Source organism: Puniceibacterium sp. IMCC21224 (genome assembly GCF_001038505.1).
In the GTDB taxonomy this organism is placed as follows: domain Bacteria; phylum Pseudomonadota; class Alphaproteobacteria; order Rhodobacterales; family Rhodobacteraceae; genus Puniceibacterium.
In genome coordinates, this window is the sequence record NZ_LDPY01000001.1 from 3,314,321 (window position 1) to 3,333,524 (window position 19,204).

Consider the following 19,204-nt stretch of genomic DNA (forward strand, 5'->3'; position numbering starts at 1 on the left):
TGCGCGCTCATGCTGGTGGCACAAGGAAACAAACCCATGCCGCCACAGACACCAATCACCAACACAGCCGCAACGCCGCAGCGCCGCGCCCTAGCCGTCGAGCACGCGCAACTGACCATCGAGCCAGGGCAATTGCCGCTGCGCCGGGTCGATCACCAGTTCCTGCACCAGATTGCGCATGGTCCGCGCCACGTCGCGCGGCACCCGATCAGCCCAATCGGTATGGGCAAACAGCGATATGGTGCGCGAAAACGGCTTGAACGGCAGCACATGGGCCTCGATCTCATCGTGGAACCGACCGGCCCGCATGTATCCCAGCGGTGTGGTCACACCCCAGCCAACACCGCGCGCCACCAGCGTCATCAGCGACAGATGTGTGCCAATCTCAAACCGTTCGGCAAAGACCAGTTTCTGACGCGCCAGATGCGCCTCGACCTGTCGCCCGATCAGCTGTTCACGGTCGTGGCGCAGCAGCGGAAGGCGATGCATCACCTCTTCCAGCGAACCGGCCTCAGCTACAGATCCGCGCGGACAGACCAGCATGAACGGGTCGCGCACCAGCGGATATTCGATCACGCCGTCCATGACCTGTCCACTGCTGGCCGCCACGGCGATATGCAGCTTGCGCGCCTGCATCGCAGCGCTGATTTCGTGGCTGGGGGCGCTGATCAGTTTGAACCGGCAACGCGTCAGGTTTTCGGCCAGAATGGTGACCAGACGCGGTGTCAGATCATTGTCGAAATCGTCGATCATTCCCAGGTTCAGCGTGCTCAGATGTGTGAGATCCATCACCGTCAGTTCGTTCTGCGCCAGTCGCAGTTGACTGAGCACCACTTGCGCGCGGACCAGAAACGACCGGCCTGCGGGGGTCAACATCATCGGGCGCCGCCCGTGATCGATCAGGTCCGCGTGCAGTGCGGTTTCAAGGTTGCGCATCTGCTGGCTGACGGCGGGCTGGCTCAGCCCCAGGTTTTCGGCGGCCTGCGCGACCGAACCGGTAGCAGCCAGTGCCTCAAACACTTCAAGTCCCCGCAATGTGACCCCTTTCATCAGCATACCAGGTCCCCTGTGCGCCACCATAGTTTCATCTTTTGTGAAACGATCACTCGCCCAACCACTGGCCTAACCACTGGCCTAACGTCAAGCAATACCCGCCTAGCCACCCCCGCCCCGCCACCCTTGCGATCAATTCGCCTGCTCCGGAGTCACTCATGCCGCTGACACTGAAAACCGCCCCCGGCCTGCCACCGAACAGCAGCCGTGACACAACCGACACCGTGCAAATCATGCTTGCCCGCATCGCGACGCAGGGCGAGGTCGCGGTCGCGGAATACGCCGCAACACTGGATGGCTGGACCGGCCCAATGATCGTCCCACAAAGCGAACTGGAGGCCGCAGCTGACAAAGTGGCCCCAGCGCTGCGCAACGCCATCACCTATGCGCACGCCAACATTCGTGCCTTTGCCCTGGCCCAGCGCGCCAGCGTCACCGATTTTGAAACCGAACTGCGCCCGGGCCTGATCGCAGGTCAGCGACAATTGCCTGTCACTTGCGCCGGGGCGTATGTGCCCGGCGGTCGCTATGCCCATATCGCATCAGCCCTGATGACCATCACGACCGCCCGCGCCGCTGGCGTCAGCCATGTCATCGCGTGCTCTCCGCCACACCAAGGCGGCATACCGCCCGCGATTCTGTATGCGATGCATCTGGCCGGTGCGGACAGGGTGCTGAACCTTGGCGGGGTGCAGGGCATTGCAGCCATGGCGCAGGGCCTCTTTGGTTTGCGCGCCGCCGACATCTTGGTCGGTCCCGGCAATGCCTACGTCGCCGAGGCCAAGCGGCAGATATTCGGCCCAACCGGCATCGACATGATCGCGGGCCCCACCGACAGCATGGTCGTCGCCGATGCCACCGCCGACCCGGCACTGGTCGCGCTTGATCTGGCGGGACAGGCGGAACACGGCGCCACCTCGCCGGTCTGGCTGGTCACAGATCACGCACCACTGGCCCGGCAGGTGCTGGCCTTGATGCCTGCTACGCTGGCCCGTCTGCCCGAACCCAACCGCACGGCCGCCGCCGCCGCCTGGGACGCATTGGGCGAGGTCATCCTGTGTTCCAGCCGCGAAGAGATGGCCCAGACCGCCGACACCTACGCCCCCGAACATCTGCACGTGCAGGCGGCTGATCTGGATTGGTGGCTCAAACGCCTCTCGGCCTATGGCTCGCTGTTTTTGGGGGCCGAAACCACAGTGGCCTTTGGCGACAAGGCGGCAGGTCCCAACCACGTGCTGCCCACCGGTCGCGCGGCGCGCTACACTGGCGGTCTGTCGGTTCACAAGTTCCTGAAGACAGTGACCTGGCAACGCGTCACAGCACAGGCCTTGCCCGACCTTGCCACCGCCACCGCCACAATATCACGCGCCGAAGGCATGGAAGGTCACGCCTTGACTGCCGATGCCCGGCTTGACACGTTCCTGAACACGCCCCTCCGGGCGGCAATGACCAAAGGATAATCTATGAACCTCGCCCGCTTTCCCCGCGCCCGTCTGGCCCATTTGCCCACACCACTGGAATTCATGCCACGCCTGACAGCAGCATTGAACGGCCCCGATATCTGGATCAAGCGCGACGACTGCACCGGGTTATCAACGGGCGGCAACAAGACCCGCAAGCTGGAATTCCTGATGGCCGAAGCTCAGGACATGGGTGCGGACATTGTCCTAACCCAAGGCGCCACCCAGTCGAACCATGCCCGCCAGACTGCGGCCGCAGCGGCCAAGCTGGGTATGGACTGCCACATCCTGCTCGAAGACCGCACCGGCTATAATCACGAGAACTACCGCTACAACGGCAACGTGCTACTGGATGTACTGCACGGCGCGTCAATCGAACACCGTGGCCCGAACCTCGACATGAATGCCGAGATGGAGGCCGTGGCCGACAAGATGCGCAGCGACGGCCGCAAACCCTACACTATCCCTGGCGGCGGATCGAACGCCACCGGCGCACTGGGGTACGTCAACTGCGCATTTGAGATGCTGGGCCAGTTCATCGACACCGGCCTGCGGGTCGATCACATCGTCCATGCCACCGGATCCGCAGGCACACAGGCCGGACTGATCACCGGCCTCAAGGCCACCAACGCGCAGATCCCCCTGCTCGGCATCGGCGTTCGTGCGCCCAAAGCCAAACAAGAGGAAAATGTCTATAACCTCGCCGTCAAAACCGCCGAAAAGCTCGGCTGCCCCGGCGTTGTCCAACCCGAAGACGTGATCGCCAACACAGATTATGTTGGCCCTGGCTACGGCATGCCGGGCGCCGACACGCTGGCCGCCATCGACCTCTTTGCCCGGACCGAGGCGATCCTGCTCGACCCGGTCTACTCCGCCAAAGGCGGTGCGGGTCTGATCGACCTGATCACCAAGGGCCACTTCAAGAAAGGCGAAACGGTGGTCTTTATCCACACCGGCGGCGCTATCGGCCTGACCGGCTATACCCACGAATTCGACGTGGCCTCAAAGGCATGAACCGGGTCGGCATCCTCGGCGGCATGGGACCACAGGCGACGATCCTGCTGATGCAGAAACTGATCGACGCCGTGCCCGCCACCGACGATGCCGACCACATCCCGCTCATCGTACACCAGAACCCACAGGTGCCGTCGCGGATCGCCGCGCTGATCGACGGCACCGGCCCCGACCCCACGCCCGTGCTGATCCGCATGGCGCAGGATCTGGCAGCGGCAGGCGCGACCGCGCTCGCTATGCCATGCAACACCGCGCACCACTATGCCCCCGCACTGCGCGCAGCGACGCCGCTACAGCTGCTCGACATGCTGACAGCCACGGCCCGGACCCTGCGCACGGTCGGCACGATTGGCATCCTCGCCTCGCCCGCCACCCGTCTCACCGACGTATTCGCGGGCTACTTCCCGGACCAAACATTGCTGTATGCACAGGATGACGCGCCCATGCTGTCGATGATCCGCGCAATCAAAGCGGGCGGCACCCCGTCCAGCATCCTCGACGCAATGACGTCTCAGGCGCTGGCTCTCCTCGATCAGGGCGCTGATCACCTGCTGGTTGCCTGCACCGAACTGTCGCTGACCGCGCCGCTTCTGCCCGCCACGATCCCACGCACCGACAGCCTAGATTGCCTCACCCAAGCGATCCTCGACCACGCCAAAGATGCATAACGCCCCGCGCTTCTTCTCTTCAAAAATACGCAGCCTTCCACACTCGCGACCCTGACGGTCAGTAGCCCCGGCAACTCGCCTCGGCCTGCGTGGAATAGCTCTTGTACCGCTTCCAAAACAGCTCATGAGAGCCGCGATCCGACTGGCGGACCTCCTGCGCCTTGTGCGGATCCTTGTAAAAGCTCACCGCCATCTTCTGATCCGAACGGCTCAGCTCGCGATTGGCGACGGTCTGAATACAGCCGCACAACTGCGAATTGCGCGCCTTGCGATCACTGGCCAGACAGGCCTTGCTGATCGGCCCCGAGGCAAAGCGCGTCACCTGCCCGCTATAAGACCGCTTCGCGCCGCCACCACAGCCCGCCACCAGCGCCAAAACCACCATCATTCCGACAATCCGCATCGACCTGTCCCCGCTCTGCCCGTATTGAACGCCACCTGCCCGAGGGGTTCCACCCCTCTGATCCACGCGGCCCTTGCCTGACAGCATCCTACCCCATGCAACCCCAAAGGTTCAATTCACGTTTATTCCAGCCAGATGCCCCCTTACAGCAAGGCTCAAACCGCAAGCGACGGACAACGCGCCCACCTTTCGGCGGGCTAAGAGAAAAGCCCGATCAAACCATCCGACACCTTGTAAAGGAACTGCGCGAACTTTGCGGCCTTGTAGCCAGTCGATCCATCCGCCCGCTGCACCACATCATCAATCGTCTCGCGCATTTTAAGCAAGCGATGCGCCAGCTTGGCAGTATCTCCTCTCGGAGGCGTGTCAGCCTCTGTCACGTGGCGTGCGCTGCGTTCAAGTGCCTCAGCCAGCTCAGGATCAACCATATCTGGCACTTCGTCCGGCACGGCATCCAAAAGCACGCGCAACTCGGGCGAAAGATGCTTTGGCGTTTCCAAGGCGTCATAAAGCGCGCAGCGTTCTTTTGCCTTTGCGTCAAACCCGCAAATTTCTTCTTTGCCTGCCCACAGCGTGTTGGCCAGCAAATTGTAGGACGAAAGATCCGGGTATGTGTAATCGCCAATCTTGAACAACAGGCTTTGGCGCGCATCCGCGAATGCCAGCGCAACCGCGCTCGCGTTGGTCCGCTTTCTGGGGGCAAACGCATCGTCTCTCAGGATTTCGGCCTCAAGGCTGTCATCGCGAAGCCCGTTGCCACGCCCTTCGCGGATAGCCCGGGACAATGCGACCGACACACGCTCAACACAGAACTCTAGCGCATCGCTGGTGGTGACTTCGGCACGTTCTAGGCGGTAAACGCCGCTGTCATCGTCATAGACAACAGTTTCACTGATCGCTGTTTTCAGAATGACGCGCTGGCGCTGGATCGACTTTATCTTGGCCGCAACCGCCTTTGGCCCCGCGTTCCACACCTCATCCTCGATCAGCGCGACTTGCAATTGCAAATCCCAATTCATGGGGTCGCCGTGCAACATGCTGCGATACCAGTCCCGCCAGAACACCCATACCCCGTCTGGGTCAGGAAGGGCCGAAAACCGGTCCCATTTCGAAACGATCTTTTGCACCGGTTCGACATCCGTCCAAAGGACCTGATTGAACACACCCAGAGATCCAATCCGCTGACCCTGTTCAGCGTCCTGATAGATGGCGGAGCGGGCAGCGGCAGCGGCGTCGTCGACGGCGTCGGCGGAGGCGGAGGCGGCGGCAGCGGCAGCAGCAGAGGCTGTGGCGAAGGTTGTGGCAGCGTCGGCAGCGGCGGAGGCTGTGGCGAAGGCGGCGGAGGTGGAGGCGGGGGTTGAGACGGGGGTGGGAACGACGGCGATAGCGAAGGCGGCGGAGACTGTGGCGGCAGCGGTCTCAACCCGTTTCATATCCGGGGTCGGGCATGTGCTCGCAACCCCGGATATGAGCGTCGCCCGCAGGCAAGACAAAACCGAGTCTTTTCCGTCCCAACTCTCGGACTTTTGATCGACCACGGCCATAACTGCTGGCAGGCTACGCAGGCTGGACCGCGCGGCGATCATCCGGCTCATCCGCATGTCCTGGTTCTTCAGCCAATTTGCCAGCTGTTCCCGATCTTCGATCTTCTCAAATTCAGCCACGCGTTGATGCCACCTTGACCAAGTCCCAAAACCCTTACATATCCCGAAACATGACCCAGCTCAGCCATATCCGCAACTTCTCTATCGTCGCCCATATCGACCACGGGAAATCCACCCTGGCCGACCGGCTGATTCAGTCCACAAACACCGTCACCGCGCGGGAGATGAAGGAACAGCTTCTCGACTCGATGGATATCGAGCGCGAGCGCGGCATCACGATCAAGGCGAACACCGTCCGCATCGAATACAAGGCCGAAGATGGGGAGGTGTATATCCTCAACCTGATCGACACCCCGGGCCATGTCGACTTTGCCTACGAGGTCTCCCGCTCCATGCGCGCGGTCGAGGGTTCCTTGCTGGTGGTTGACGCGACGCAGGGCGTCGAGGCGCAGACGCTGGCCAATGTCTATACAGCCATCGACGCCGATCACGAGATCGTCCCGGTCCTGAACAAGATCGACCTGCCCGCGTCCGAACCCGAACGGGTCAAGGAACAGATCGAGGATGTGATCGGCATCGACGCCTCCGAGGCGCTGATGATTTCGGCCAAGACCGGGGTCGGTATCCCTGCCGTGCTCGAAGCGATCGTCAAACGCCTGCCGCCCCCGCACGAAGGCGATGCAACCAAACCGCTGCGCGCGATGCTGGTCGACAGCAAATACGACCCCTATCTGGGCGTTGTGGTCATTGTGCGCGTCATCGACGGTGTGCTGAAAAAAGGCCAGCGTATCAAGATGATGAAGACCGGCGGCACCTATGATATTGACCGCATCGGCGTCTATCGTCCCGCGATGCAGGAGGTCAAGGAACTCGGCCCCGGCGAGATTGGCTATATCACCGCGCAGATCAAACAAGTCCGCGACACCCGCGTCGGTGACACCATAACAACCGAGAAAAAGGGCTGCGAGACGCCCCTGCCCGGCTTTAAACCGTCGATCCCGGTGGTGTTCTGCGGCCTGTTCCCGGTGGACGCCAATGACTTTGAGGATATGCGCGACGCTATCGAAAAGCTGACCCTGAACGACGCGTCATTCTCGTCGGAAATGGAAACCTCTGCCGCGCTGGGCTTTGGCTTTCGCTGCGGGTTCCTGGGTCTGCTGCATCTCGAAGTCGTGCGCGACCGGCTTGAGCGGGAATATGACATCGACCTGATCACCACCGCGCCGTCGGTGATCTACAAGATCCACTTGCGCGACGGGTCCGAGATCGAACTGCATAACCCCGCCGACATGCCCGACCCGTCCACCATCGACCATATCGAAGAGCCGCGGATCAAGGCGTCGATCCTTGTACCCGACGACTATCTGGGTGACGTGCTGAAACTGTGCCAGGACCGGCGCGGCGAACAGCTTGACCTGACCTATGTCGGCTCACGCGCGATGGTGGTCTATGACCTGCCGTTGAACGAGGTGGTGTTCGACTTTTACGACCGGCTGAAATCGGTGACCAAAGGCTATGCGTCGTTCGATTACCAGATCATCGGCTACCGCGAGGATAATCTGGTCAAGATGCAGATCCTTGTGAACGATGAACCTGTCGACGCCCTGTCCACCATGGTCCACCGCGACCGGGCCGAAATGCGCGGCCGCGCCATGTGTGAAAAGCTCAAGGATCTGATCCCGCGCCATATGTTCAAGATCCCGATCCAGGCGGCCATCGGCGGCAAGGTGATCGCGCGCGAAACTCTGGCAGCGATGCGCAAGGACGTGACGGCCAAGTGCTATGGCGGCGACGCAACCCGCAAGAAGAAACTGCTGGAAAAGCAGAAGGCGGGCAAGAAGCGGATGCGCCAGTTCGGAAAGGTGGATATCCCGCAGGAAGCGTTTATTTCCGCCCTGAAGATGGATGGCTAAACCCGGTCAGACTTTGTTTGTGGCGGCCAGGGTGCGGGTTCGATCCACGATCTGAATCGTGCGGACGCCCAGAATGACCGCAACCGTTGCGATAACTTACGGCTGCGCACGAAAATTGGCATAGTTGCTGACAGCCCCCGCGAAAGTGGGCACCTTCGCAAAAGCTGGCTTTAAATATTCGGGTCTGCGCCTGCTCTAAATGGCGTGGTCGCCGGACCTTGCGCAGCGCATACCTGACGGGGAGTATCGGCATCTTGCGTGTCATTTTATACCACGCCAAGAATTGCGTCCGCTGATAGACGGCATAAAGACATCAGCGCACGCTTGCTACTCAGAATTGGTGCTGCTGAACTCCACGCATCATACGGGGCGTTCGTCTGGCAACGACAAGACCACAAATGCCTTGGACAGCGCGAAAATCTGAGCAGCCCGCCAGCTCCTCCACAGCGCATTGCCCCTGACGCGCGCCTTCGTTATCAGGGTGCCAATCATCTACCCACAAATCCACGAAGGAGGCTCTGATGGCAGCCTATCAATATGTCTACCACATGGATGGCGTCTCAAAGGCCTATCCGGGTGGAAAAAAATGCTTTGAAAATATCAAACTGAACTTCCTGCCCGGTGTAAAAATCGGTGTCGTTGGCGTCAACGGTTCGGGTAAATCGACCCTGATGAAGATCATGGCCGGCCAGGACAAGGACTTTACCGGTGAGGCCTGGGCCGCCGAAGGCGCCCGCGTCGGCTATTTGCCACAGGAACCCGAACTGGACCCCGCGCTGGACGTGCGTGGAAATGTCATGCTGGGTGTTGCCGAGAAAAAGGCCAAGCTCGATAAATATAACGAATTGGCGATGAATTACTCCGAAGAGACCGCCGACGAGATGGCCGCGCTTCAGGATGTCATCGACGCAGAAAACTTGTGGGATCTGGATAGCCAGATCGACATCGCGCTTGAGGCGCTGCGCTGCCCGGCGGACGATTCCGATGTAACCACCCTGTCCGGTGGGGAAAAACGCCGGGTGGCGCTGTGCCGCCTGCTGCTCGAAGCGCCGGATATGCTGCTGCTCGATGAGCCGACCAACCACCTGGACGCCGAAACCATCGCCTGGCTGCAAAACCACCTGATCGCCTACAAGGGCACGATCCTGATCGTCACCCACGACCGCTACTTCCTCGATTCCATCACCTCGTGGATTCTCGAACTCGAACGCGGCCGCGGCATCCCCTATGAGGGCAACTACTCTGCCTGGCTGGATCAAAAGGCCAAGCGCCTGCTGCAAGAAGCGCGTGAAGACAAGGCCAAGCAGAAAACGCTTGAGCGCGAATTGGAATGGATTCGTCAGGGCGCCAAGGCGCGTCAGGCCAAATCCAAGGCGCGTATTTCGTCTTATGAGAAGATGGCCGACCAGTCGGTGCGCGAACGCGTCGGCAAGGCCCAGATCGTCATCCCACACGGGCCACGTCTGGGTGCCAAGGTGATCGAGGTCGAGGGCCTGAAAAAGGCGATGGGCGACAAACTGTTGATCGAGGAGTTGACATTCTCGCTGCCGCCAGGCGGCATCGTCGGCGTCATCGGGCCCAACGGCGCCGGCAAATCGACACTGTTCCAAATGCTCACCGGCCACGAAGACCCCGATCAGGGCAGCGTCAGCCTGGGCGACACCGTCAAGCTGTCGTATGTCGACCAGTCCCGCGACGATCTAGATCCAGACAACAACGTCTGGGAGGCAATTTCCGGCGGTGCCGAACTGATCACGCTGGGCGATGCCGAGATCAACTCCCGCGCTTATTGCGGCGCCTTCAACTTTAAGGGTTCGGATCAGCAGAAAAAGGTTGGCCTGCTTTCGGGCGGCGAACGCAACCGTGTTCACATGGCCCGTCTGCTCAAGGAGGGCGGCAACGTCCTGTTGCTGGATGAACCGACCAACGACCTTGACGTCGAAACCTTGCGAGCGCTCGAAGATGCGCTGGTGAATTTCGCCGGTTGCGCTGTCGTGATCTCGCACGATCGCTTTTTCCTCGACCGGATCTGCACACATATCCTGGCGTTCGAAGGTGACGCCCATGTGGAATGGTTCGAAGGCAATTTCGAAGATTACGAGGAAGACAAGAAACGTCGCCTTGGCGCTGACGCGCTGGAACCCAAGCGGGTCAAGTTCAAGAAGTTCTCTCGCTAAAACGCTGCGGGGGCGGTTACATCCGCCCCCGACCGAGATTCACGGCTAACGCGCAAAAATCGCCACCGGCTGGTCGACTGCGATACGGGCGCGCCCATTTCCAATACGCACAGCTTCGGTAGCAATTGCCTGATCAGTCAGGGCCAGACAGGCTGTGGCGAGATGTCCCGCCACAGCCCCTTGGCTCTTGCTGATCAGGCGATATCGAACCGGTCGAGGTTCATCACCTTGGTCCAGGCATCAACGAACTTTTGCACAAAGGCTTCGCCAGCGTCTTCGGTCGCGTAAACCTCGGCGATGGCGCGCAGTTGCGAGTTCGAGCCAAAGACCAAATCAGCGCGGGTGCCAGTCCATTTGACGGCGCCGGTCTTGCGGTCGACCGCCTCATAAATGCCGTCAGCCGCCGGTTTCCAGACGATTCCCATATCGAGCAGATTGACAAAGAAGTCGTTGCTCAGCGTATCGGTCACGTCGGTAAACACACCATGCCTAGTCGCGCCGGTGTTGATGTTCAGCATCCGCAGGCCACCAACGAGAACCGTCAATTCCGGCGCACTCAGCGTAAGCAATTGCGCACGGTCGACCAGAAGTTCTTCGACCGATACCGAAAGCTCGGTCTTGAGGTAGTTGCGGAACCCGTCCGCCGCCGGCTCAAGAACCTCGAACGCTTCGACATCCGTCTGCTCTTGTGACGCGTCTGTACGCCCGGGGGTAAACGGCACCGCTGTCGGGTAGCCTGCGTTGATTGCAGCCTTTTCAACCGCAGCACAGCCACCCAATACAATGATATCCGCAAGCGAAACGCGCTTGGTGCCCGTTTGCGCATCGTTAAAGGTCGATTGCACAGCTTCCAGCGTTTTCAGCACCGGGGCCAGCACGGTCGGCTCGTTCACGGCCCAATCTTTCTGCGGAGCAAGACGCAGGCGCGCGCCATTGGCCCCGCCCCGTTTGTCAGATCCGCGGAAGGTTGAGGCCGAGGCCCAGGCGGTCTTGACCAGTTCCGAAACGGAAAGGCCAGTCGCCAGGATTTGCTCCTTGAGCGATGCAGCATCTGCCGCGTCGATCAGCGCGTGATCGGCAGCCGGAACCGGATCCTGCCACAGCAGCTCTTCGGTCGGCACTTCGTCCCCGAGATACCGCACCACTGGTCCCATGTCGCGGTGGGTCAGCTTAAACCATGCACGCGCAAAGGCATCGGCGAACTCGGCCGGATTTTCGTGGAACCGACGCGAAATCTTTTCGTAGGCCGGGTCCATCCGCAGCGCCATATCAGCGGTCGACATCATGATCGGCACCGTGCCGTTGCCATCAACCTGTGGCGCACGGTCGCTGTCCTTAAGCTCTTTGGCCTGCCACTGGTTGGCCCCGGCCGGGCTCTTGGTCAGTTCCCAATCATACCCGAATAAAACCCCAAAATAGCTCATATCCCATTTTGTCGGTGTTGGCGTCCATGGTCCTTCCAGACCACTGGTTATCGCATCAACGCCGCTGCCCGACGCATGAGTGCTAAGCCAGCCAAAACCCTGTGCTTCAATCGGTGCCGCTTCTGGTTCGGGCCCAAGCAGGCTCGCGTCGCCATTGCCGTGCGTCTTGCCAAAGGTGTGACCACCGGCGACCAGCGCCACGGTTTCCTCGTCGTTCATAGCCATACGGGCAAAGGTATCGCGAATATCAAACGCCGAGGCTAGCGGGTCGGGATTGCCATCCGGCCCTTCGGGGTTGACGTAGATCAGACCCATCTGCACCGCGGCCAGCGGATTTTCCAGCGCCCGGTCTTCAGCGTAGCGGCTGTTCGCCTTGTCACTCGTGGCGAGCCATTCGTCCTCGCGGCCCCAATAGATGTCCTCTTCGGGTTCCCACACATCGACGCGGCCCCCGCCAAAGCCAAAAGTCTTGAAGCCCATGGTTTCCAGCGCGACGTTGCCCGTCAGGACCAGCAGATCCGCCCACGAAATCTTGTTGCCGTATTTCTGTTTGATCGGCCACAACAGGCGTCGGGCCTTGTCGAGGTTGCCGTTGTCCGGCCAGGAATTAAGCGGCGCAAACCGCTGCGATCCCGATGACGCGCCGCCGCGGCCATCCGCCGTACGGTAGGTGCCCGCCGAATGCCAGGCCATGCGGATAAAGAACGGACCGTAGTGGCCATAATCCGCCGGCCACCAATCCTGCGAATCTGTCATCAACGCCTCAAGATCCGCCTTGAGCCCGGGCAGATCGAGTTTCTTGAACTCTTCGGCATAGTCAAAATCAGCGCCCAACGGGTCCGAGACAGATGCGTTCTGATGCAGAATTTTCAGATTTAGCTGGTTCGGCCACCAATCACGGTTCCCACGTCCCTTTGATGCGCCGTGCATCACCGGACATTTTCCGCCGCTTCCAAAATCATTTCCATCCATTTTTCTCTCCGATCATGGTCTGTGTGTCTGAGCATGTGCCGTTCAAAAGAGTACCGTATTCGTATGACACCCATTCAGGCGTCGCCGTGCAGATCTTGCCGACCTTGCACCAGCTGCGTTCCATGCAACGAATCAACCGCCCTGCCGTGAACTGCCGACTGCAAGTGTCAGAATCAGCCTGAAACGTCTTTGGCGCCTTGGCAGGGTCACATTGGTTTGTCGGGCACTCTTGAACCGCGATGCCCTGACCTATCAAACATCTCTCATTAGTTTAAGTTGTATTTTCTGATAGCTGTGATAAGTTTATTTTATAATGAACCTGACCCTCAAACATCTCCGATATTTCGAAGCTTTGGCCCGTCACGGACATTTCGGCCGTGCCGCGGACACCTGCGCCATTTCACAACCTGCATTGTCCATGCAGATCAAAGAGCTCGAAGAGCAGTTGGACACGCGGTTGTTCGAACGCAACGCCCGCCAAGTCCGCCTGACCCACTTTGGTGAGGCATTTGCCCTGCGCGTCCGCGACATCCTTCGGTCGGTGGATGAATTGGGTGACATGGCCCGCGCTGCCAAAGGTCGGCTGGTTGGCCGCCTGCGCATCGGCATGATTCCCACCGTCGCACCCTATCTGCTGCCGTCGATCATCGGGTCTCTGCACCAGATGCAGCCTGGCCTGGATGTGCAGATGCGTGAAACCCAGACCAAACGATTGATCCAGGAATTGGCCGATGGTCGGCTCGACAGCGCGATTGTCGCCTTGCCGATCTCTGAACCCTCATTGACCGAAGTTGCTCTTTTTTCAGAGGATTTTGTGCTCGTGCGTCCCAGCGCCGATGCAGACAAGCCGGTGCCGTGCGCCGACACCCTGCGCGAGATGAAATTGCTGCTGCTCGAAGAGGGACATTGTTTTCGTGATCAGGCGCTGTCCTTTTGCAATATACAGTCCAAGCAGCCAATGGATGGACTCGAAGGCAGTTCGCTGTCGACGCTTGTGCAGATGGTTGGTGTCGGGATTGGCGTCACCTTGTTGCCAGAAATGGCCGTGCCGGTCGAAATTCGGTCCGCCAATGTGTCGGTCGCGCGATTTGCCGGGCTTCAGCCATCCCGCACCATCGGAATGATCTGGCGCAAGAGCAGCCCACTGGCCAGCCAACTCTTGCAGATCGCGGACTTGGTGCGTCAGGCCGCACTAGACATGCGTGCGGGCACAGATACGGCAACCCCACCGCCGCGCGCCAAAGGGTAACCCCCGTCGCGACCGCAGAACCATCCGAACGCCCGAAGGGACTGTTGCTTGTCCGCTCCCAGAGCGCCTGCTAGGCAGGGCGCGTGCCAGAGGAGCAGGCAAATGCGCGCAGCCATCGGAACCAGTGATTATCACATCGGCGGTGAGACCTTTATCAATCGCCATATCGACCTGCTCTTTGGCGGCGATACGGTGGTGCTGTGCGGTCGGTTCAACGGCGAAAATCCCTACGACAAGGCGGTGTTCGAACGCCGCACCACATTGAGCGGCATGGATCTGCTCACCGCCCCGTTCTGGACGCTGTGGAATCGCGCCCGCCATGGCACCTCACGGCTGCCTTTTGGTCAATCCAAACACGATCTGGCCACCTTTCTGCGCGATCAGCGGGTCGAGGTGATCCTGGCAGAATTCGGCACGCAAGCACTGGCTTTGGCGCCACTGGCCAACGCACTCAACATTCCGATCTTCAGCTATTATCGTGGAACTGATGCCTCCAAGGCATTGCGATCACGTCGGATTCAGCGTGCCTACCGCTTGATGATGCCACGCCTGTCGGGCGTGTTCTCGGTATCGCAATTCTTGCTCGACAATCTCGCCCGCTGTGGCGTGCGCCATGACAATGCCCATGTGATCCCCTCTGGCGTGAATGTGCGCCGGTTTACGCCTACCGAAAAGACCCCGCTCAGCTTTCTCGCTGTGGGTCGGTTTGTCGAAAAGAAAGCACCGTTGATCACCCTGCGCGCCTTTGCCCAGGCGACCAAGGGCAGCCAAGCAAGGCTCGATTTCATCGGCGACGGCCCGCTTCTGGACCCGGCGCGGGCCTTGGCACAGCAATTGGGTGTGACGGACCGCGTGCGCTTTCACGGTGCGAAGAAACATGAATTTGTGCGTGAAACCCTACGGAAAACGCAGTATTTTCTACAACATTCGGTCACCGCAAAAGATGGCAACACCGAGGGCCTGCCCACCGCGATTCAAGAGGCGATGGCCTGCGGTTGCATCACCATTTCAACCCGTCACGCTGGTATTCCCGAGGCAATCGACGAAGACGTGACCGGGTTTCTGGTGGACGAGCATGATTACAATGGCTTTGTCCGCGCGATCGGTGCCGGATTGGCTGTTGCTGACCCTGTCGCGATGTCGCAGCGCGCACGTACAGTCGCTGAGACCCGGTTCGACAACGACATACTTCTGACGAGACTTGAGGACCAGATCCGCGCCACGCTCGGGCGCTGACCCGCCAGGGTCAAGTATCTCGCCCAAGGCTATATATATAAAACAAAATCCGGCGTGAGCACCGGTAATCGGTCTTGTTCGCAGCACAACGCTAATCGGCATGAACAGCGCCGTTGTGTATATCTCTGTGGGTTGATCGTGTATATGAAACTTTTAAGCGCACAGATGGGCATCCATCTACTGTCTCAGCGCTTAACGTCTATTGTTGTGTCCCGTTCCAGGTCACTAATTCGCGGATGCGGTTGGTCTTTTGCTCGGTGAGATCCTCGAAAACCCAGATACGCCAAGCTTCGGGAATCATACCGTTCATGCGTGCAGTTTCGGTGCATGTGTAGGCGGTCGGCGCAGCGGTGCCGCCACCTTCCGATCCCATGAAGAGATCGTTTTCCTGCTGACTTGAATGCCATTCCCGAGCATTACGCGGCCCGTACGTCCCCTCGCGTCGTGCATTTTCGACAATGGGTAGACATTCCTGTAAATACCACACCAAGGCCCAGAACCAAGAGACAGTCACTCGCGACGCGGCCGACCCAGTATCCATTCGCTTAGAGCCGTGGAAAGCCCGGTGCTTGGCTTGCCCGGAGGCCGTGTAAACGACCCGTGGCAAGCGCCGTTGGGGAACAGGCGGGCATGGGATACGGCTTGAAGGGCTGCGGCTTGTACTGGGTCAATCAGGGTGCATGGTACGTCGCCAGCTATGTCGCGGGCCAGCCCGGCAATCGGAGCCCCGGCAAGAATCAGGACATCTGCCTTTGCTGCAGCCCGCAAGCAGGTGTCGATCAGCGGGGCGCGCAAGTCGTCCGCCACGTCAGAGATGTTTTTCATGGTCTCTGTAGGTGTCCAGATCCCGCCGAACCTGCCCTCGAGTCCCGCAAGCCGGACCTGCTCGTGATACCAGGGGGCCAAGGTTTGGCTGAAGGTGACAAAGGCGAAATTCTGGCCAAGTGACAGCGCCATGAGCATCGAGGATTCGGTCATGCCCATCACGGGACAGTCGAACAATTCGCGAGCAGCAAGAAGGCCCGGATCGCCAAAGGCAGCGATGATCGCCGCGTCATACTCTCCTTGCCGTTCGGCCAGTGTTTGAAGTACGTCGGCGCCCGCGATCTGCGCCTCGGCCCGGGAGGAAATATAAGGGAATCCGGTCGCAGCCGTGGTGGGAATAAGGGTCGCATCCTGTGGCAGAACAGCCGAAACCGACGCGGCGAGGCGCTGTGTCAGTGCGTTGGTGGTGTTGGGGTTAATCAACAAAAGTCGCATCAATAGCCTAACCTTTCCGGCAGCCAGGTCACAACGCCCGGCACCAACATGCAAAGCAGCAGCACCGCGTACATCGCCGCGATAAAGGGCCAGCTTTCGCGCACCAATTCGCCCATTTTCACGCCCGTGATGCCGCAGACCACAAACAAGACCACCCCGACAGGCGGCGTCAGCATTCCGATCACAAGGTTCAGCACGAACAGAAAACCGAAGTGTAGCGGATCAATGCCGTATTGCAGCGCGATCGGGTGAAACAGCGGCACCAGCATGATGTAGGCCGCGTTGGATTCGAGAAACATGCCAACGACCAGCAGCATGACCGCGATCAGGCAAAGAAAGACAAACGGATCGTCGGTGACACCTTGCAGCAACGCAGCCAGCTTGAACGGTAGCATGTCGATGGTGAACAGGAACGTCACGGTCGAGGCAAAGGCGATCATCGCGCCAACCAGGGCCGCGGTCTTTGCCGCCGTCAAAAGCACTTCGGGCAGATCCGACAGCTTTAACTTGCGTGTCACAAAGAAGCCCAGGAACAGCGCGTAGCAAACTCCAATCGCCGCACCCTCGGTCGGGGTAAAGGCACCCATGACGATGCCGCCGATGACAAGGACAGGCATCAGGAAGACAACAAAGGACCGTCGGATTTCACGCAGGATGTTGCGCAGGGTGACGGGGCTGCCAGTGAGCGGATAATTCCGCGTCCACGCGATCAGCCAGCACAGCACCATGAAGGTCAGAAACAGGATCAGACCGGGGATCACACCGGCCATGAACAACCCCCCGACAGAAACCGACGATCCTGCCATAAAGGCATAGACGATCATCGCGCCCGAGGGTGGAATGATCGGGCCGAGGTTGGCGGCGGCGGCAACGATGCCGGTCGAAAACCCAAGCCCGTATTGCTTTCGAAGCGAGGGAACCAGCGTCGATGACAGTGCCGAGGCATCAGCAACCGCAGCCCCCGAAACCGAGGCTAGTCCAGCGCCCGAAATGATCGCCACCTGTGCAAGGCCGCCCCGCATCCGCCCGATAAAGGCATTGGCGAAATCGACGAGGCGGTCCATGATCCCGCCCTTTAGCATCAGTTCGCCCGCGACCATGAACAACGGGATCGACATCAGCGGAAAGGAATTAACCGCATTCATCAACCGCGGCGGCAGAATCAGCAGGTCGAACCCCGCCATCCACAGCCCGGCCAGCGCCGAAACGCCAAGGGAAAACGCCAAGGGCATCCCCAGGAAAGCGAGCAGGAGGAAGGTAATGATAACAAAGAGGCTCATGCCTTGGCCTCCGGTTGTGACGGAAACACCGCCATGTGGGCCAGGTGCAGTGCGGAATGCAGCGCGCCAAGGATGACCGGAAAGAAAAACACGCTCGACGTGATGTTGATCGCGCCCAGTCGTTCGGACCATGTGGCAAGCGCCACGATAATCGAGGTCCAGAAGACGACAAACATCATCGCCGCCGCCAAGGCATTCATCACGCGGGCCACCAGTTTGCGCAGTGCCGGGGGAAAACGGTTCACCAGAAGTTCGATGCCCACATGGGTTCCGTCGCGGATGCCCAGTGGAATGGCAAGGAAAATGGTCCAGACAAACGCAATGCGCGACACTTCGTCGGCCCAATCGAAAGAGCCGTTGAAGACATAGCGCATGACGACCTGACCCGACACGACGGCGACCATCGCCGCCGCCCCCAGCATCACCAGATAACGCGCGCCAGTGTCGGCGCGCGTCAGGATCGAGGTCACAAGGCGATCCGCAAACATGGGATCACATGCCGAGCTTGGCAATCTCTGCATCCAGCAGAGTAACCAGTTCCGGGTCGAGGCGCGACTTGGTGTCTGCCGCGACGCCAGAGGTCTTTTCGCGCAGCGCGGCAGCCAGTTCGCCGGAAACCTCAGTATAAGTCATGCCCTTTTCAACCAGCTGTCCAAGGCCGGCGGCGTCTTGTTCAGCCGCCAGAGTGCGCTGATAGGCAATTGCGGTATCCATAGCGTCGCGCACCATTGCCTGCGTATCGGCATCTAGGCCATCGAACCATTTCTTGTTCGACACAACCGAGATGAAGTCAAAGAAATGCCCAGTGTTCGAGACGTATTTCTGCACCTCGGCGTAACCCGCCACGTTGATGATCGCAAACGGGTTTTCCTGGCCGTCGATCACGCCCTGCTCCAGCGCGGAATACAGTTCCTTGACGTCCATCGCCACCGGGTTGGCACCAAGGGCACGGAAGGTGGAAAGGTGGGTTTCGTTCGGTTGCAGGCGGATTTTCAGGCCTTCGGTGTCTTCGATATTTACGATCGGGCGGACGTTGTTGGTCAGTTGACGAAAGCCCAGCTCCATATATCCCATCGAGGTCATGCCTTCGGCAGCCATCTTTTCGTCAAGGGCAAGGCCAACAGGGCCATCGACAACGGCAAAGGCAGTTTCACGGTTGGGAAACTGGAACGGCAGACCAATAACCTCAAGTTCGGGCACGGTGCGGGTCAGGTATGCCGTACCAACCCACATCAGTTCGATTGCGCCGATCTTGACCGCCTGCACGTTTTCGGCGGCACCGCCCAGCTGCTGCGCCGGAAAGATGTTCACGTCAATCTCGCCGTTCGACAGGCGCTCGAGCTCTTCCTCGAACTTCACCATGGCGAGCGAGGACGAATGTTCGGTGGCAAAGTTACCTGCGACGCGGATCACGTCCTTGGCCTGCGCCGAAGCGGCAATCAGGGCAATCGCAGAGGTGGTGAGCAGGGTCTTGAAGAGGGTCATGTCAGT

16 protein-coding genes are annotated in these 19,204 nt (G+C 59.9%); 7 read left to right on the forward strand and 9 right to left on the reverse strand.

The features are described 5' to 3' along the window. Positions 1-90 precede the first annotated feature (90 nt). Positions 91-1,056, reverse strand: coding sequence for a LysR family transcriptional regulator (locus tag IMCC21224_RS15430; RefSeq protein WP_047996093.1), 966 nt, complete (start codon positions 1,054-1,056; stop codon positions 91-93). A 155-nt stretch (positions 1,057-1,211) separates the two neighbouring features. Between IMCC21224_RS15430 and hisD the strand changes: the two genes are divergently transcribed. The 3 genes from hisD to IMCC21224_RS15445 are packed head-to-tail and all read left to right on the forward strand — an operon-like array spanning position 1,212 to position 4,195. Next, positions 1,212-2,513: a histidinol dehydrogenase gene (hisD, locus tag IMCC21224_RS15435; protein ID WP_047996094.1), complete on the forward strand. Its 1,302-nt coding sequence runs from the start codon at positions 1,212-1,214 to the stop codon at positions 2,511-2,513. 3 nt (positions 2,514-2,516) lie between these two features. Then, the gene (locus IMCC21224_RS15440; RefSeq protein WP_047996095.1) at positions 2,517-3,527 is read left to right on the forward strand and encodes a D-cysteine desulfhydrase; all 1,011 of its coding nucleotides are present in this window, start codon (positions 2,517-2,519) and stop codon (positions 3,525-3,527) included. Further along, entirely contained in the window at positions 3,524-4,195 is a 672-nt protein-coding gene (locus IMCC21224_RS15445) for an aspartate/glutamate racemase family protein (RefSeq protein ID WP_047996096.1), read from the forward strand. The genes IMCC21224_RS15440 and IMCC21224_RS15445 overlap by 4 nt, the downstream gene beginning before the upstream one ends. Before the next feature lie 58 nt (positions 4,196-4,253). Here IMCC21224_RS15445 and IMCC21224_RS15450 read toward each other — a convergent pair whose 3' ends face one another. Together IMCC21224_RS15450 and IMCC21224_RS27890 are read right to left on the reverse strand one after the other, a co-directional pair. Next, a complete protein-coding gene (locus IMCC21224_RS15450) occupies positions 4,254-4,598 on the reverse strand; it encodes a hypothetical protein (protein WP_047996097.1) in 345 nt (114 codons plus the stop codon). 197 nt (positions 4,599-4,795) lie between these two features. After that, positions 4,796-6,262: a hypothetical protein gene (locus IMCC21224_RS27890; protein WP_047996098.1), complete on the reverse strand. Its 1,467-nt coding sequence runs from the start codon at positions 6,260-6,262 to the stop codon at positions 4,796-4,798. A gap of 50 nt (positions 6,263-6,312) precedes the next feature. Here IMCC21224_RS27890 and lepA point away from each other — a divergent pair, with 50 nt between their 5' ends. After that, complete coding sequence (gene lepA / locus IMCC21224_RS15460; RefSeq protein ID WP_047996099.1) at positions 6,313-8,115, forward strand: translation elongation factor 4; 1,803 nt, start codon at positions 6,313-6,315, stop codon at positions 8,113-8,115. 521 nt (positions 8,116-8,636) lie between these two features. Next, a complete protein-coding gene (gene ettA / locus IMCC21224_RS15465; protein ID WP_047996100.1) occupies positions 8,637-10,292 on the forward strand; it encodes an energy-dependent translational throttle protein EttA in 1,656 nt (551 codons plus the stop codon). A gap of 194 nt (positions 10,293-10,486) precedes the next feature. Here the strand turns inward: ettA and katG are convergent, their stop codons facing one another. Next, entirely contained in the window at positions 10,487-12,688 is a 2,202-nt protein-coding gene (gene katG, locus IMCC21224_RS15470; protein WP_047996101.1) for a catalase/peroxidase HPI, read from the reverse strand. Positions 12,689-12,998: 310 nt separating this feature from the next. Between katG and IMCC21224_RS15475 the strand changes: the two genes are divergently transcribed. Continuing rightward, the gene (locus IMCC21224_RS15475; RefSeq protein WP_047996102.1) at positions 12,999-13,937 is read left to right on the forward strand and encodes a hydrogen peroxide-inducible genes activator; all 939 of its coding nucleotides are present in this window, start codon (positions 12,999-13,001) and stop codon (positions 13,935-13,937) included. 102 nt (positions 13,938-14,039) lie between these two features. Further along, positions 14,040-15,173 carry a glycosyltransferase gene (locus tag IMCC21224_RS15480; protein ID WP_047996103.1) on the forward strand — a complete coding sequence of 378 codons (1,134 nt, stop codon included), beginning with the start codon at positions 14,040-14,042 and terminating at the stop codon, positions 15,171-15,173. Positions 15,174-15,372: 199 nt separating this feature from the next. Here IMCC21224_RS15480 and IMCC21224_RS27895 read toward each other — a convergent pair whose 3' ends face one another. The 5 genes from IMCC21224_RS27895 to IMCC21224_RS15505 form a co-directional block, all read right to left on the reverse strand. Continuing rightward, the gene (locus IMCC21224_RS27895; RefSeq protein ID WP_156178303.1) at positions 15,373-15,546 is read right to left on the reverse strand and encodes a hypothetical protein; all 174 of its coding nucleotides are present in this window, start codon (positions 15,544-15,546) and stop codon (positions 15,373-15,375) included. A 137-nt stretch (positions 15,547-15,683) separates the two neighbouring features. Continuing rightward, on the reverse strand, positions 15,684-16,433 hold the full coding sequence (locus IMCC21224_RS15490; RefSeq protein WP_047996104.1) for an aspartate/glutamate racemase family protein: 750 nt from the start codon (positions 16,431-16,433) through the stop codon (positions 15,684-15,686). Continuing rightward, positions 16,433-17,713, reverse strand: a complete 1,281-nt coding sequence (locus IMCC21224_RS15495; protein WP_047996105.1) for a TRAP transporter large permease — start codon at positions 17,711-17,713, stop codon at positions 16,433-16,435. The genes IMCC21224_RS15490 and IMCC21224_RS15495 overlap by 1 nt, the downstream gene beginning before the upstream one ends. Further along, positions 17,710-18,201: a TRAP transporter small permease gene (locus IMCC21224_RS15500; protein ID WP_053078999.1), complete on the reverse strand. Its 492-nt coding sequence runs from the start codon at positions 18,199-18,201 to the stop codon at positions 17,710-17,712. The genes IMCC21224_RS15495 and IMCC21224_RS15500 overlap by 4 nt, the downstream gene beginning before the upstream one ends. A 4-nt stretch (positions 18,202-18,205) precedes the next feature. Further along, positions 18,206-19,198 carry a TRAP transporter substrate-binding protein gene (locus IMCC21224_RS15505; RefSeq protein WP_047996107.1) on the reverse strand — a complete coding sequence of 331 codons (993 nt, stop codon included), beginning with the start codon at positions 19,196-19,198 and terminating at the stop codon, positions 18,206-18,208. Positions 19,199-19,204: the final 6 nt, after the last annotated feature.